The sequence below is a fragment of the Streptomyces pyxinicus genome (genome assembly GCF_024753135.1).
Classification (GTDB): Bacteria; Actinomycetota; Actinomycetes; order Streptomycetales; family Streptomycetaceae; genus Streptomyces; species Streptomyces pyxinicus.
This window is the reverse complement of the sequence record NZ_JANUGP010000023.1, coordinates 23,982-37,684: the sequence shown is the minus strand read 5'-3', so window position 1 is coordinate 37,684 and position 13,703 is coordinate 23,982. Positions and strand designations below refer to the sequence as shown.

The window sequence follows — 13,703 nt, the reverse complement described above, 5'->3', positions numbered from 1 at the left end:
ACGCGTACCGGCTCGGGAACCGGTGCGCGGACTCTGGCTTCGACTGCCCGACCAGGATACGAGCGGCGCCGGCGAGGCCCTTCTCGGCCGGCGGCGGGCACCACGGGCGGCGGCTCCGGGCCGCCTGTGCGAAGACGGCTACCGTGACCCCATGCGCGATCACGAACCCGTCCCCCGTCGTCCCGGCGGGCGGCTGACCACCAAGGAGACCGCCGAACTGCTCGGTGTGAAGCCCGAGACGGTGTACGCGTACGTGAGCCGCGGGCTGCTCAGCAGCAGACGGGAACCCGGCGGGCGCGGCAGCACCTTCGAGGTGGAGGAGGTCGAGGCACTGGCCCGGCGCAATCGCCGGGAAGCGGCCGGGAGTCCGGGCTCCGGGAGCGATCTGTCGGTGCGGACCCGCATCACGCTGATCGACAAGGACCGGTACTTCTTCCGGGGTGTGGACGCCGTCGAACTGGCCCTCCGGCACCCGTACGAGGAGGTCGCGGAGTGGCTGTGGACCGGGCGGCCGGCGCCGGGCGCCGCCTTCTCCGCGCCCCCGGACACCGTCGAGGTGGCCCGGCGCGCGGTGGACGCCCTGTCCGAGCACGCCTCCCCCGCCGACCGGCTGCGCGTGGCGGCGATCGCGGCGGCGGCCGAGGACCCTTTGCGCTTCGACCTGTCGGAGGAGGCCGTGCTCAGCTCCGCGCGGCTCCTCATCCCCACCCTGGTGGCCGCGCTCCCGCCCGCCCTGCGCACGCACGAGGACGACGGCCCGCTGGCCCACCGGCTGTGGGGCCGGCTCACCGGCCGGCCGGCCGACGAGGCGTCCCTGCGCGTCCTGGATACCGCCCTCGCGCTGCTGGCCGACCACGACCTGGCCGCCTCCACCCTCGCGGTCCGGGTCGCCGCGTCGGCCCGCGCGCACACCTACGCCGCCGTCTCGGCCGGCCTGGGCGTCCTGGAGGGCTCCCTGCACGGCGCCGCGAGCGGGCTGGCGCACCGGATGCTGCTCGACGTGCTCGACCAGGGCACGGCCGTGCCGGTGATCGCCGGTGAACTGCGCGCGGGACGCCGTATCCCCGGCCTCGGCCACCGGCTGTACCCGGGTGAGGACCCGCGCGCGCGGGTCCTGTTCAGCCTGCTGGAGGACGTGCCGCGCGCGGAGCCCGCCCTGCTCGCGGCCCGGGACGTCGTCGCGACCACGGCGCGGCACACACCGCTGCACGCCAACGTCGACCTGGCCCTGGCCGTGTTCACCGCGTCCAGCGGGATGCCCGCCACCGCCGGCGAGACGATCTTCGCCGTGGCCCGCACGGCGGGCTGGATCGCCCACGCCCTGGAGGAGTACGGCGAGCGCCCGCTGCGCATGCGGCCGAGCGGTCACTACGTCGGACCGCGCCCGCCGCGCCCCCTGCCGGAGTAGGCACGGGCACGGCCGGAAGTCACCCTGCCCCGGCTCAGGTTAGGCTCACCTCTGTGAGTAGGTGTGCGACCGTCTCCCGGGTTCTCGACGAGCCCGTTTCCGGTACGGCTGCCACGGCACGGACGTGGCTGCTGCTGGAACAGCCCGGCCCCTGGGGCGCGAAGGCGCTCACTTCGAGCCACCTGGACCCGGCGCTGGGCCGGGCTCTGGAGGCCGCGGCCGAGGGCACCGGCGTCCGCGTCGCGCTGATCCGCCGCCCCGGCCGCCACGCCGACCCCGGCACCCCCGCCGTCCGGCGCGTCTACGCCGCGCACACCGTGCCGGGCCGCGTGTGGCTGCGCGGTGCCACCACCCGTGACCCGGAGCGGCTGCTCGGTCTCGACCTGGCCGCCCTCGGCGCGGGCGACCCCCGCTCCTTCGACGCGGCGCTCGACGGGCGCCCGCATCGCGGCGACCCGCTGGCGCTGGTGTGCACCAACGGCAAGCGCGACCGCTGCTGCGCCCTGCTGGGCCGCCCGCTCGCCGCCGAGCTGGCCGCCTCGGGGGTGCGCGGGGTCTGGGAGGTCACCCATCTGGGTGGACATCGCTTCTCACCGACGGTGCTCGTCCTGCCGTACGGCTACGCCTACGGGCGCGCCGAGGCGCACACCGTCAAGGAGGCCCTGCACGGGGCCGAGGAGGGGCGCGTGGTCGTCGAGGGCTGCCGCGGGTGCTCCGCCTGGGAGCGGCCGGGCCAGGCGGCGGAGCTGGCCGTCCGGTCGGCCGCTGACGAGTACCGGGCGGGCGTGCTCAGCGTCCTGCGGACCGAGGGCAGCGCGCCGTGGCGGGTCACCGTCGGGCACGTCGACGGGCGCCGGTGGTGCGTCACCGTGGGCCGGGGAGCGGCGCTACCGCCGCGCGCGGAGAGCTGCGGCGCGGCGGTGCTGGGGACGCCCGCGCGGATGGACGTGGTGGCGGTGCGCGAGCTGCGTCCGACGGCGATGGCGAGCTGAGCGGCACGTCCGTGGCCGTGGCCGACCGATCAACATTGATCAAGAGCTGATCAAGAGATCCACGCCACACCGCTGGGGCCCGCCGGGGCTCGCCCCGTACCGTCGTGCGTATGAGCCCCACTCCCTCGGCACGCCGCCTGCGCCTCGGCCTGCCCCGGCGGGCCTTCTCGCAGGTGCTGCTGATGCAGGTGGCGATCGCCGCGGGAGTCGCCGTGCTCGCGACGGGGCTGTTCCTCGCACCGCTGAGCAAGCAGCTGGACCAGGAGGCGATGCGCCGCGCGCTGGCCATCGCCGAGACCACGGCCCAGGACCCCGACATCGCCGCGGGCGTCCGGGACACGCGGCCGACGCCGGACGGACCGGTGCAGCGGGAGGCCGAGCGGATCAGACGGGCCACCCACGCCGAGTACGTCGTGGTGCTCGACCGGCACTGGCTGCGCTGGTCCCACCCCACGGCCTCGGAGATCGGCCGGCGGGTGTCCACCGACCCCTCAGCGGCCCTGTCCGGCCAGGCGGTCATGGAGATCGACCAGGGCACCCTGGGTCGCTCGGCGCGCGGCAAGGTGCCGCTGTACGACGCCGATCACCGCCTCGTCGGGGCCGTCTCCGTGGGTATCGCCTACGACAGTGTGCGGGCACGGCTGCTCGGTGCGATCCCGGAGCTGTTCGCGTACGCGGGCGGCGCTCTCGCGGTGGGCGCGCTGGCCGCCTGGCTGATCTCCCGGCGGGTCCAGCGGCAGACCCGGGACCTGGCGTTCTCCGACATCTCGGCGCTGCTCGCGGAGCGTGAGGCGATGCTGCACGGCATCCGCGAGGGCGTGGTCGCCCTCGACCGGGCCGGCCGGGTCCGGCTGCTCAACGACGAGGCGCGGCGGCTGCTCTCCCTCGGCGACGAGGCGCTCGGCCGGACCCCGGACGAGGCGCTCGGCGCGGGCCGTACGACGGACGTGCTGACCGGGCGGGCCGGCGGCACCGACCTGCTCACGGTGTGCGGTCGGCGCGTCCTGGTCGCCAACCGCATGCCCACCGGTGACGGCGGCGCCGTGGCCACGCTGCGCGACCGCACCGAACTGGAACAGCTGGGGCGGGAACTGGACTCCACGCGTGGGCTGATCGACGCCCTGCGCGCCCAGGACCATGAGCACGCCAACCGCATGCACACCCTGCTGGGGCTGCTGGAGCTGGAGATGTACGACGACGCGGCGGAGTTCGTCGGCGAGGTGGTCGGCGCCCACCGGGTCACCGCCGAGCAGATCACCGAGAAGATCGGGGATCCGCTGCTGGCCGCGCTGCTGATCGGCAAGACCGCCGTGGCCGCCGAGCGCGGGGTCGCCCTGGGGGTGTCGGAGCGCACCCGGCTGCCGGACCGGCTGATCGATCCGCGAGGCCTCGTGACGATCGTCGGCAACCTGGTCGACAACGCCCTCGACGCGGTCGCCGGGACCGCGCACGCGCGCGTGGAGGTCGAGTTGCGCTCCGAGGGCCGGGCGGTCGTCCTGCGGGTGCGCGACACCGGCCCCGGTGTTCCGGCGCACCGGCGGGAGCTGGTGTTCACCGACGGGTGGTCCACCAAGGAGCCGCCCGCGCACGGCAAGCGGGGCATCGGGCTCTCCCTGGTGCGCCGGCTCGCCGAACGGCAGGGCGGAAGCGCGACGGTGGACGCCGCGGACGGCGGCGGCGCCGAGTTCACCGTGGCCCTGCCGGAGGCACTGACGGGCGCCGGACCGGCATCGGCGCACCCGGTGTCCGCCGCGCCGGACGAGCCCGGCCCCGGTGACCACGCACCGGACGCCGCCGAGGAGAGGACACCATGATCGAGGTCCTGGTCGTGGACGACGACATCCGGGTGGCCCGGGTCAACGCCGCCTACGTCGAGAAGGTGCCCGGGTTCCACGTGGCCGCCGAGGCCCACGACGCGGCGCAGGCGCTGCGTCTGGTGGAGACCCTGCCCCGGCTGGACCTGGTGCTCCTGGACCACTACCTGCCCGACGGCACCGGGCTGGGCGTCGTACGGGAGATGCGGCGGCGCGGCCACCAGACCGACGTGATCATGGTGACGGCCGCGCGGGACGTCTCCACGGTGCAGGCGGCGATGCGGCACGGTGCGCTCCAGTACCTGGTGAAGCCGTTCGCCTTCGCCGGCCTGCGGGCCAAGCTGGAGGCGTACGCCGAGCTGCGGCGCACCCTGGACGGCGGCGGCGAGGCCGAACAGGCTCAGGTGGACCGCATCTTCGGCGCGCTGTCGGCGCCCTCGGAGCCGGGACTGCCCAAGGGGCACTCCCCCACCACGGCGGAGCTGGTGCGCCGGGAACTGATGAACGCCGAGGGCGCGCTGTCCGCCCAGGAGGTCGCCGAGCGCACGGGGGTGAGCCGGCAGACCGCGCAGCGGTACCTGAAGCTGCTGGAGCGCACCGGACGGGCCCGGCTGACCCTCAAGTACGGCGACGCGGGCCGCCCCGAGCACCGTTACGTGTGGGCGACCCGCGCCTGAGCGCGGCCTGGCCCCTGACCGCGTCCGGGTGCGGGAGCCGTGCGGTGACCGCCGCTACACGGCCCCCGCCCCGGTCAGCGACCGCACCTCGGTCTCCGCGTACCTGGCCTCGTCCGCGACCTCGTCCGAGGTCACCGTGCCCAGCCAGCCGGCGAGGAAGCCGAGCGGGATGGAGACGATGCCCGGGTTCTGCAACGGGAAGTACTGGAAATCCACCCCCGGGAACAGCGAGCCGGGGCTGCCGGACACCACCGGCGACAGCAGCACGAGCCCGAGGGCCGGGATCAGCCCGCCGTACACCGCCCACACCGCGCCTCGGGTGGTGAAGCCCCGCCAGAACAGGGAGTAGAGCAGCACCGGGAGGTTCGCCGACGCGGCGACCGCGAAGGCGAGCCCGACCAGGAAGGCGACGTTCAGATCGCGGGCCAGCAGCCCGAGCGCGATCGCGACCACACCGATACCGGCCGCCGCGAACCGCGCCACGGCCACCTCGCTGTGCGCCTTGCGCCTGGGACGCCGCAGCGACGCGTACAGGTCGTGGGCCACCGAGGCGGACGAGGCGAGCGTGATGCCGGCGACCACCGCGAGGATCGTCGCGAAGGCGACCGCCGCGACCACCGCGAACAGCACGGTCCCGCCCGTGGAGCCCGCGCCGCCGCCCAGGTCGAGGGCGAGCAGCGGCATGGCCGTGTTCCCGGCCTCGTTCGACTCGCGCACCGCGTCCGTCCCGACGACCGCCGCCGCCCCGAAGCCCAGGACGATCGTCATCAGATAGAAGCCACCGATGAGGCCGATGGACCACACCGTGGAACGGCGCGCCGCCCGCGCCGTCGGCACGGTGTAGAAGCGGGACAGGATGTGCGGCAGCCCCGCCGTGCCCAGCACCAGGGCCAGCCCCAGGCTGATGAAGTCGAGGCGAGCGGTCCAGTTCCCGCCGTACTTCAGCCCCGGCGCCAGGAAGGCCTTCCCCTGGCCGCTGCGTTCCGCCGCCGTGAGCAGCAGCCGGCCGAAGTCGCCGTGGAACCGGATCAGGACGAGCACGGTCAGCGCGATCGTCCCGCTCATCAGCAGGACCGCCTTCACGATCTGGATCCAGGTGGTGGCCCGCATCCCTCCCAGCGACACATAGACCACCATGAGCGCGCCGACCCCGATGACCGTCCAGGCCTGGGCCGCGCCGCCGGTACGGCCGAGCAGCAGCGCCATCAGGCTGCCCGCACCGACCATCTGCGCCACCAGGTAAAGCACGGACACCGTGACCGAGGACGTGCCCGCGGCGATCCGGACCGGCCGCTCGCTCATCCGCGCCGCCACCACGTCCGCCAGCGTGAACCGCCCGCAGTTGCGGACCAGTTCGGCCACGAGGAACAGCACGACCAGCCACGCCACGAAGAACCCGACGACATACAGCAGCCCGTCGTAGCCGTACAGCGCGATGAGACCGGTGATGCCGAGGAAGGAGGCCGCGGACATGTAGTCACCCGCGATGGCAAAACCGTTCTCCATCGGGGAGAACAACCGCCCGCCCGCGTAGAACTCCTCCGCCGAACCGTGCCGCCTGCGGCTCACCCAGGTCGTGATTCCCAGCGTGACGGCCACGAAGCAGCTGAACAGCAGCAGCGCCAGAGTCTGATGCCCGTCCCTCACGAGGCACCTCCCCGCACGCCGCGCGTCAGTTCCTGGGTCTCCCAGCGCAGTTCCAGCGCCGGCCGGTCGCGACGCAGCCGGGCATGCCGGGAGTACGCCCACGTGAGCAGGAACGTGCTGAGGAACTGTCCCAGCCCGGCGACCATGCCCACGTTCACCGCGCCGGCGACGGGCCGCGCCATGAATCCGGGCGCCGTCGTGGCCGTCACCACATACCCCACGTACCAGAGGAAGAAGGCGATCACCCCCGGCACCACGAACCGCCGGTACCTGCCCCGCACTTCCTGGAAGGCCGGGCTGCGCTGCACCTCGGCGTACACGTCCCGGGCCCGCATCGCCGCCGCGCTCACCTCCTGGCGAGCCGACGGCACGGCCGGTGCCGGCCTGCCCGTACCGTCCACCTCGCCCCAGCCGGAGGCCAGTGCGTCGTACCAGGGGTCCTCGTACGTCACGTCACGGGCGGGTGCGCCGTGTTCTTCCCGATGCTCGGGCGAGTTCTCGGGGTCGTCCTCTGCTCCGGGGGAACGACCGTTGCTTGGCTGCATGCCCAAGGATGGACAGACCGGGAGCTTCTCTGACTCTTCTTCTTCGGGCTCTTCACCCCATCAGGTGACTCATGTCGACGGTGGCCTCACCAGTCCCTTGCCGTACGCGTAACGCACCGCCTGCGCACGGTCCTTGAGGCCCGTCTTGGCGAAGAGGTTGTTGATGTGCGTCTTCACGGTCGCGGTGGAGACATGCAGTCTCCGGGCGATCTCCTGGTTGCTGAATCCCTCGGCGATCAGCACCAGCACCTCCGCCTCCCGCGTGGTCAGCCCGTCGGGCGGCTCGCCGGGGGCCGACCGCGGCTCGGGCGCCGAAAGACGCTCCAGCAACCTGAGCTGGACGCTGGGCGACAGCCCCGCCTCTCCCGAGAGCACACTCTGCACGGCCCGCACGATCTCGTCACCGCCCGCGTCCTTCGTCAGATAGCCCCGCGCCCCCGCTCGCAGCGCGGGGAACAACGACTCGTCGTCCGCGTAGGTGGTGAGCACCACGACCTGGGTACCGGGGTACTGCTCCCGGATGCGCCGGGTGGCCTCCACCCCGTCACAGCGAGGCATCCTGAGATCCATCAGGACGACGTCCGGGGCGAGTTCCCCAGCCAGCCGCACCGCTTCCTCGCCGTCCCCCGCGGCCCCGACGACCTCCACTCCGGGCAGCAGGCCGAGCAGCATGACGATGCCCTCCCGGACCACGGTCTGGTCATCCGCGACCACCACCCGCGCGGGCTTCCTCTCCCCCTCCGTCTCGGTCATACCGGCACCTTCAGCGTCACCACGAACCCCTCCTCGCCCGGTCCCGCGTCCAGCGAACCGCCCAGCAGCTCGGCGCGCTCACGCATGCCCAGCAGACCGTACCCGCCGCCGGACCTCGTGAGATCGCCCGGCCGGCCGCCCGAGTCCCGGACGTCCAGCGTCACTTCGTGTTCGCCGTAGGCGAGTCGCAGGCACACCTTGGCGCCCTGGGCGTGTTTCCGGACGTTGGTCAGCGCCTCCTGCGCGACCCGGCGTACGGCCACCGACGCCTCGGCCGGCAGAGGTCTGCGCTCACCCGTGACGGTGACCTCCGCGCCACCGGACCCCGTGACGAGCTCGGTGAGGAAGTCCTCCAGCGGCGTCAGCTCGCCGCGCAGGGCGGACAGTGCCTGACGGGTCTCGGCGAGGCCGTCGCGGGCCATGCCCCGGGCGGCCACCACCCGCTCCAGGATCCGGTCGCGGTCGGCGCCGTTCTCGATCAGCAGCCGGGCCGCCTCCAGATGCACGAGCTGCGCCGAGAGGCTGTGGGCCAGGACGTCGTGAATCTCCCGCGCGATCCGGGCCCGCTCGGCCAGCGCGGCCGACTCAGCCTCCGCTTGCCGGGCGGCCCGCTCCTGGGCCAGCAGCCGCTGGGTGCTGCCCCGGGCCTCCGCGTCCAGGCGCAGCACATACCCGGCCAGCGCCATGCCCGCCACGGTGACCGCCGTGGTGAGCCAGGCGTCGGTGTTGAACGCGGAGTACAGGGTCAACGCCACGACCGCCACCGGCCCGGCCGCGGCGAGCGGAAGTCGCTCCAGCGCGCAGACGCCGCAGCCGCAGAAGATCACGAGCGCCGGCACCGCGAACCCCGTGGCCTGGGCTGTCATCGCGATCCCCAGCAGCAGGACGATGAGCGCCAGAGAGGGCGACAGCCGGTGGTCGTAGGTCGTCCGGAAGAAGCCCCAGGCGGCGGCACCGGCGACGAGGACGCCTGCCGCCGAGGCGACCGCTCCCCCCGTACCGAGGTGCCGGTGGCTCAGAGCGCCCCACAGCAGTACGGCGAGCACGGTCAGCCGGACGGTGACGGCGAGCATGCGCCGGGCTCGGCTGGTTCCTTCGCGCCCGAGGGCTTCGCGTGACGGCCAGCGGGTCCATACGTTCTCGGTCACGCGCCCTCCTGCCACACCGTCCTCGTGTGGTCACCGTACGCCGGGGCCGTACGGCTCGTGCTCCGCGGGGACTGCGCCCGCCAGAGCAGGATGCCGCCGCGGACCAGCAGGGTGCCGGCGAGGCCGAGCATCAGGGCGCCGCTGTCCTGGTGCACGCCGAGCAGGGAACCTATGGCGAAGACACCGGCCCGCAGTGCGATACCCCCGAACCACACGGCGCCGCTCGCCTTGGTGCTCTTGGTCCACACGACGCCGTCCGGAGCCGTCCAGATACGGGTGGTCCAGGCCCAGCCGGCACCGGTCGCCACGCCTGTCACCAACTCCGCCACGAGCAGAGCGGCGGACTCCGCGGGGTGCTGGGCGTCGAGGAGGCCGGGCTCGCGCAGCGCGACGACGGCGAGGATTAGAGACAGCAGCCACCAGCGCCGGTCCGTACTGAGCGGACGGGCGCGGAACTGCCGCACGATCACCAGGGCGACCACGGCCACGATCATGAGCGCATTGACGAGCCCGGACATCCGATCCTCCGCGAGCGAGAAGGGGCGCCGCCAGCGAGCGCTGCCGACACCGTCGAAGCTATGGAAGTTCGCAGGTCACGGGATCGGAGCCGGGGTGGATCACGGGTGGATCCGCCGACGGCCCTTCTCCACCCGGGGGTGGAGTATCCGAGGGTGGAGCACCCGGGAGCGGCCGGGTTCGTTCGAGAGGCGGGAGGACCGGTGCGTGGGACGGAGGACAGGGGCTGCGGCGGTGGACCGTACCCACGGGCAACGGGGTGCCCACCGCCCACCGAACAGGCTCCCATCAGCGGCGGACGTGCGATCCGCGTCCCACCGGCCACCGACAGGAGCCCCCGTACCCCTCCCGGCGGCCAAAGCCCAGCGCAGCGGTTACGCGTCGATGCGGGAGCGGTCCAGCGTCGCCGCCGAGCTGGAGATGAACTCCTTGCGCGGTGCCACGTCGTTGCCCATCAGGAGGTCGAAGACCTGTTCCGCCGCCTCCAGGTCGGAGAGGTTGATGCGGCGCAGCATGCGGTGGCGCGGGTCCATCGTCGTCTCGGCCAGCTGGTCGGCGTCCATCTCGCCCAGGCCCTTGTAGCGCTGGATGGAGTCCTTGTAGCGGATGCCCTTGGTCTGGAACTCCATCAGCTTGTCCCGCAGCTCACGGTCGGAGTAGGTGTAGACGTACTTGTCCTGGCCCTTCTTCGGCTGGACGACCTCGATGCGGTGCAGCGGCGGCACCGCGGCGAAGACACGGCCGGCCTCGACCATGGGCCGCATGTAGCGCTGGAACAGCGTGAGCAGCAGGCAACGGATGTGGGAGCCGTCCACATCGGCGTCCGTCATCATGATGATCTTGCCGTAGCGGGCCTGTTCGATGTCGAAGGTGCGGCCCGAGCCCGCTCCTATGACCTGGATGATCGCGCCGCACTCGGCGTTCTTCAGCATGTCCGTCACCGAGGACCGCTGCACGTTGAGGATCTTGCCCCGGATCGGCAGCAGGGCCTGGAACTCGGAGTTGCGGGCCAGCTTCGCCGTACCGAGCGCGGAGTCGCCCTCCACGATGAACAGCTCGCTGCGGTCGACGTCGTCGCTGCGGCAGTCGGCGAGCTTGGCCGGCAGCGAGGAGGACTCCAGAGCGGTCTTCCGACGCTGGGCGTCCTTGTGCTGGCGGGCCGCGACGCGCGTGCGGGCTGCGGCGACGGCCTTCTCCATGACGACACGGGCCTGGGCGGCGGCGTCACGCTTCGTGGTGGTCAGGAACGCCTTCAGTTCCCTGGTGACCACCTGGTTCACGATGCGGCGGGCCGCGGAGGTGCCGAGCACCTCCTTCGTCTGCCCCTCGAACTGCGGCTCGGCCAGCCGCACGGTGACGACGGCGGTCAGGCCCTCCAGGGCGTCGTCCTTGACGATGTTGTCCTCGGCCACGCGCAGCAGCTTCTTGGCGCGCAGGACGTCGTTCATCGTCTGGACGAGCGCCTGCTCGAAGCCGGCCACATGCGTGCCGCCCTTGGGGGTGGCGATGATGTTGACGAAGGACCGCAGCGTGGTGTCGTAGCCCGTGCCCCAGCGCAGCGCGATGTCGACGCCGAGTTCGCGGGTGACTTCCTTGGGCGTCATCTGGCCGTGGTCGTCCAGGACCGGGACGGTCTCCTTGAAGGTGCCCTGGCCGGAGAAGCGGAGGACGTCGCAGACCGGCTTGTCACTCGCCAGGTATTCGCAGAACTCGCTGATGCCGCCGTCGAAGCGGAAGGACTCCTCGCCCTTGCTGCCGCCCTCGCCGAGACCGAACTCGTCCCGGACGACGATGGTCAGGCCGGGCACCAGGAACGCGGTCTGGCGGGCCCGCTGGTGGAGGGTGTCCAGCGAGAGCTTGGCGTCCTTGAGGAAGATCTGCCGGTCGGCCCAGTAGCGCACGCGCGTGCCGCTGCGGGTCTTGGGGATCTTCTTGGTCTTGCGCATGCCGCTCTTGGCCTCGAACGCGGCGTCCGGGCCGGCGCCCTTGTAGGCGCCGGGGACGCCGCGCCGGAAGCTGATGGCGTGCACCTGGCCGCCGCGGTCCACCTCGACGTCGAGACGCGCGGAGAGCGCGTTGACCACGGAGGCGCCGACGCCGTGCAGACCACCGGAGGCGGCGTAGGAGCCGCCGCCGAACTTGCCGCCCGCGTGGAGCTTGGTCATGACGACCTCCACGCCGGACAGGCCGGTCTTGGGCTCCACGTCCACGGGGATGCCGCGGCCGTTGTCGCGCACCTCGACGGAGCCGTCGTCGTGGAGGATCACCTCGATGTGGTCGCAGTAGCCCCCGAGGGCCTCGTCCACGGCGTTGTCGATGATCTCCCAGAGGCAGTGCACCAGGCCGCGGCTGTCGGTCGAGCCGATGTACATACCCGGGCGCTTGCGCACGGCTTCGAGGCCCTCGAGGACGAGCAGGTGCCGCGCGGTGTAGTTGGAACCGTCCCGGTCTGCTCCTGCCAGCAGCGCTGTGGACGGCACGGACGTATCGGCGGTCACGCGGTTCGCTCCTCGCTGAATTTCAGATGGCCCCTTCTGGGTAAGGGGTCGGCTTCGGTCGCCGCTCAGAGGGTACCGAGGCCTGGTAGAGCCGGTGTAACGCCACCCTCGTCGGGAACCCACCCTAGTCCAGGCTCGTATACCTGTTCGATACCTCGATGGAGTGAAGTACACATCACGTTCCCTTGGAGGCATGAACCATTTAGGCTCCGGGCACGTCCTCATGAACAACCGGCAAGCCAGCCGGGAGGACCGACCCCCCATAGACCGCGCGAACCCGTAAGCACACCAGATACGCACTACGGCACATTCGCCGCCAACCGGCAGCAGACAGCCGCCCCGGAAAAACTTTTTCGAGGAAAAGCCACGAGCGGGAACGTTTTCGGGCTGGTTGGATGTTGACCCTGGTACGACAGCTCGTCGAGCTAGAGAAGAGGCGACGTGACTACTGTTCTGACCCCCGCGAGCCCGCTGACGGCCGCCGACCGCTGCGACCGCTGCGGCGCCCAGGCATACCTGCGGGTCGTCCTGCTCAGCGGCGGAGAGCTGCTCTTCTGCGCCCACCACGGGCGTAAGTTCGAGCCGGAACTCAAGAAGATCGCCGCTGAGATACAGGACGAGACGGAGCGGCTGACGTCTGCTCCGAACACCGCTTCGGAAGAAGAGCGCTGAATCTCGCACACACGACGAGCCAGCCCCGGCACAGGCCGGTGAACGGGCGGCCGCTCCCCACCAGGAGCGGCCGCCCGTGCTCATACCCGCGTGCGGGCCTCCAGGAGCCTCACTGGGGCCTCGCCACGGCCTCTACGACCCCTGTGCGCCCGGCTGAAGCGCGCGCACGACCTCGGAGACCCGGGTGTAGACGCCCGGGCTCCCAGGGCGTCCACAGCCGCTCCCCCACGACACGAGCCCGATCAGCCGCCCGTCGGCCACCAGCGGGCCGCCGCTGTCGCCCTGACAGGCGTCGGGGCCACCCTCCTCCTGGCCCGCGCAGAGCATGGTCTCGGCCCGGTAGGCGCCCTCGGCTCCGCCCGGATAGGCGCGGGCGCAGCGGTCGTCCGGGAGCACGCTCACGTTCGCCGCGTGCAGCCGGCGCGGGTAGGCGCCCCCGCCGGTCGTGTCTCCCCAGCCCGAGACGAGGGCGCGGGTACCGGGCGTGTAGGCCTGGTCACCGGGGCCGGCCATGGGGACGACCGCGCTCTGCGGAAGCGCCTCGGCGAGGGTGAGGACAGCGAAGTCCCCGGAGTTCGTCTCGCTGTCGAAGCCCGGGTTGACCTGGACGTCCTCGACGGCGATCTCGGCGCCTTCGGTCGACAGCAGGTCGGTGCGGCCCGCGATGACCTTGAGATCACCCGACCGGTCGGGCGGAGCCCCGAGAACCTCGTCGGTCATGCAGTGGGCGGCGGTGAGCACCGCTGTCGGTGTGATCGCCACGCCCCCGCAGAACTGGCCCGCCCGCGTACCTCCGAACCGGTCACGGCTGGACAGCGCCACCGTCCAAGGTGCCTGGGAGACGTCGATCGGGAACCCGCCCACCACCACACTGTCGGCGGCGGCCGGGGCCGCGCCCGACACGGGTATGGCGGTCATGGCGGCCGCCAGGGCCAGCGGCCGGAGCAGTGCCCGGGCAACGGAACGGCGCATGCGTCCTCCTCACTCTGGGGTCCTGCTGGAGAACCCAGAGTGAGCCAGTGCGCTGTCGCCC

At 72.4% G+C, this 13,703-nt stretch carries 12 protein-coding genes; 5 read left to right on the top strand and 7 right to left on the bottom strand.

The features are described 5' to 3' along the window. Nucleotides 1-151 precede the first annotated feature (151 nt). The 4 genes from NX794_RS25645 to NX794_RS25630 all read left to right on the top strand — a co-directional run bounded on the left by NX794_RS25645 (nucleotide 152) and on the right by NX794_RS25630 (nucleotide 4,891). Nucleotides 152-1,408 (top strand): citrate synthase, encoded by a 1,257-nt coding sequence (locus NX794_RS25645; protein WP_258781329.1) that lies wholly within the window; start codon nucleotides 152-154, stop codon nucleotides 1,406-1,408. A 53-nt stretch (nucleotides 1,409-1,461) separates the two neighbouring features. Then, the gene (locus NX794_RS25640) at nucleotides 1,462-2,400 is read left to right on the top strand and encodes a ferredoxin family protein (RefSeq protein ID WP_258781328.1); all 939 of its coding nucleotides are present in this window, start codon (nucleotides 1,462-1,464) and stop codon (nucleotides 2,398-2,400) included. 110 nt (nucleotides 2,401-2,510) lie between these two features. Then, nucleotides 2,511-4,214 carry a sensor histidine kinase gene (locus NX794_RS25635; RefSeq protein ID WP_258781326.1) on the top strand — a complete coding sequence of 568 codons (1,704 nt, stop codon included), beginning with the start codon at nucleotides 2,511-2,513 and terminating at the stop codon, nucleotides 4,212-4,214. Beyond that, the gene (locus NX794_RS25630) at nucleotides 4,211-4,891 is read left to right on the top strand and encodes a response regulator (protein WP_258781324.1); all 681 of its coding nucleotides are present in this window, start codon (nucleotides 4,211-4,213) and stop codon (nucleotides 4,889-4,891) included. The genes NX794_RS25635 and NX794_RS25630 overlap by 4 nt, the downstream gene beginning before the upstream one ends. Before the next feature lie 54 nt (nucleotides 4,892-4,945). Here NX794_RS25630 and NX794_RS25625 read toward each other — a convergent pair whose 3' ends face one another. From NX794_RS25625 to NX794_RS25600, 6 genes are all read right to left on the bottom strand, one after another. Next, a complete protein-coding gene (locus tag NX794_RS25625) occupies nucleotides 4,946-6,538 on the bottom strand; it encodes a solute symporter family protein (RefSeq protein WP_258781322.1) in 1,593 nt (530 codons plus the stop codon). Further along, on the bottom strand, nucleotides 6,535-7,083 hold the full coding sequence (locus tag NX794_RS25620; RefSeq protein ID WP_428985960.1) for a DUF485 domain-containing protein: 549 nt from the start codon (nucleotides 7,081-7,083) through the stop codon (nucleotides 6,535-6,537). Before NX794_RS25620 ends, NX794_RS25625 begins: the two co-directional genes overlap by 4 nt. 69 nt (nucleotides 7,084-7,152) lie before the next feature. Continuing rightward, complete coding sequence (locus tag NX794_RS25615; RefSeq protein WP_258781320.1) at nucleotides 7,153-7,836, bottom strand: response regulator transcription factor; 684 nt, start codon at nucleotides 7,834-7,836, stop codon at nucleotides 7,153-7,155. Beyond that, nucleotides 7,833-8,984 (bottom strand): sensor histidine kinase, encoded by a 1,152-nt coding sequence (locus tag NX794_RS25610; RefSeq protein WP_258781319.1) that lies wholly within the window; start codon nucleotides 8,982-8,984, stop codon nucleotides 7,833-7,835. The genes NX794_RS25615 and NX794_RS25610 overlap by 4 nt, the downstream gene beginning before the upstream one ends. After that, entirely contained in the window at nucleotides 8,981-9,502 is a 522-nt protein-coding gene (locus NX794_RS25605; protein ID WP_258781318.1) for a DUF1453 domain-containing protein, read from the bottom strand. The genes NX794_RS25610 and NX794_RS25605 overlap by 4 nt, the downstream gene beginning before the upstream one ends. 372 nt (nucleotides 9,503-9,874) lie before the next feature. Beyond that, nucleotides 9,875-11,998 carry a DNA gyrase/topoisomerase IV subunit B gene (locus tag NX794_RS25600; protein WP_258781317.1) on the bottom strand — a complete coding sequence of 708 codons (2,124 nt, stop codon included), beginning with the start codon at nucleotides 11,996-11,998 and terminating at the stop codon, nucleotides 9,875-9,877. Nucleotides 11,999-12,439: 441 nt separating this feature from the next. Here NX794_RS25600 and NX794_RS25595 point away from each other — a divergent pair, with 441 nt between their 5' ends. Beyond that, on the top strand, nucleotides 12,440-12,670 hold the full coding sequence (locus NX794_RS25595; protein WP_146463514.1) for a DUF7455 domain-containing protein: 231 nt from the start codon (nucleotides 12,440-12,442) through the stop codon (nucleotides 12,668-12,670). Nucleotides 12,671-12,802: 132 nt separating this feature from the next. Here the strand turns inward: NX794_RS25595 and NX794_RS25590 are convergent, their stop codons facing one another. Further along, on the bottom strand, nucleotides 12,803-13,642 hold the full coding sequence (locus NX794_RS25590; protein ID WP_258781313.1) for a serine protease: 840 nt from the start codon (nucleotides 13,640-13,642) through the stop codon (nucleotides 12,803-12,805). Nucleotides 13,643-13,703 lie beyond the last annotated feature (61 nt).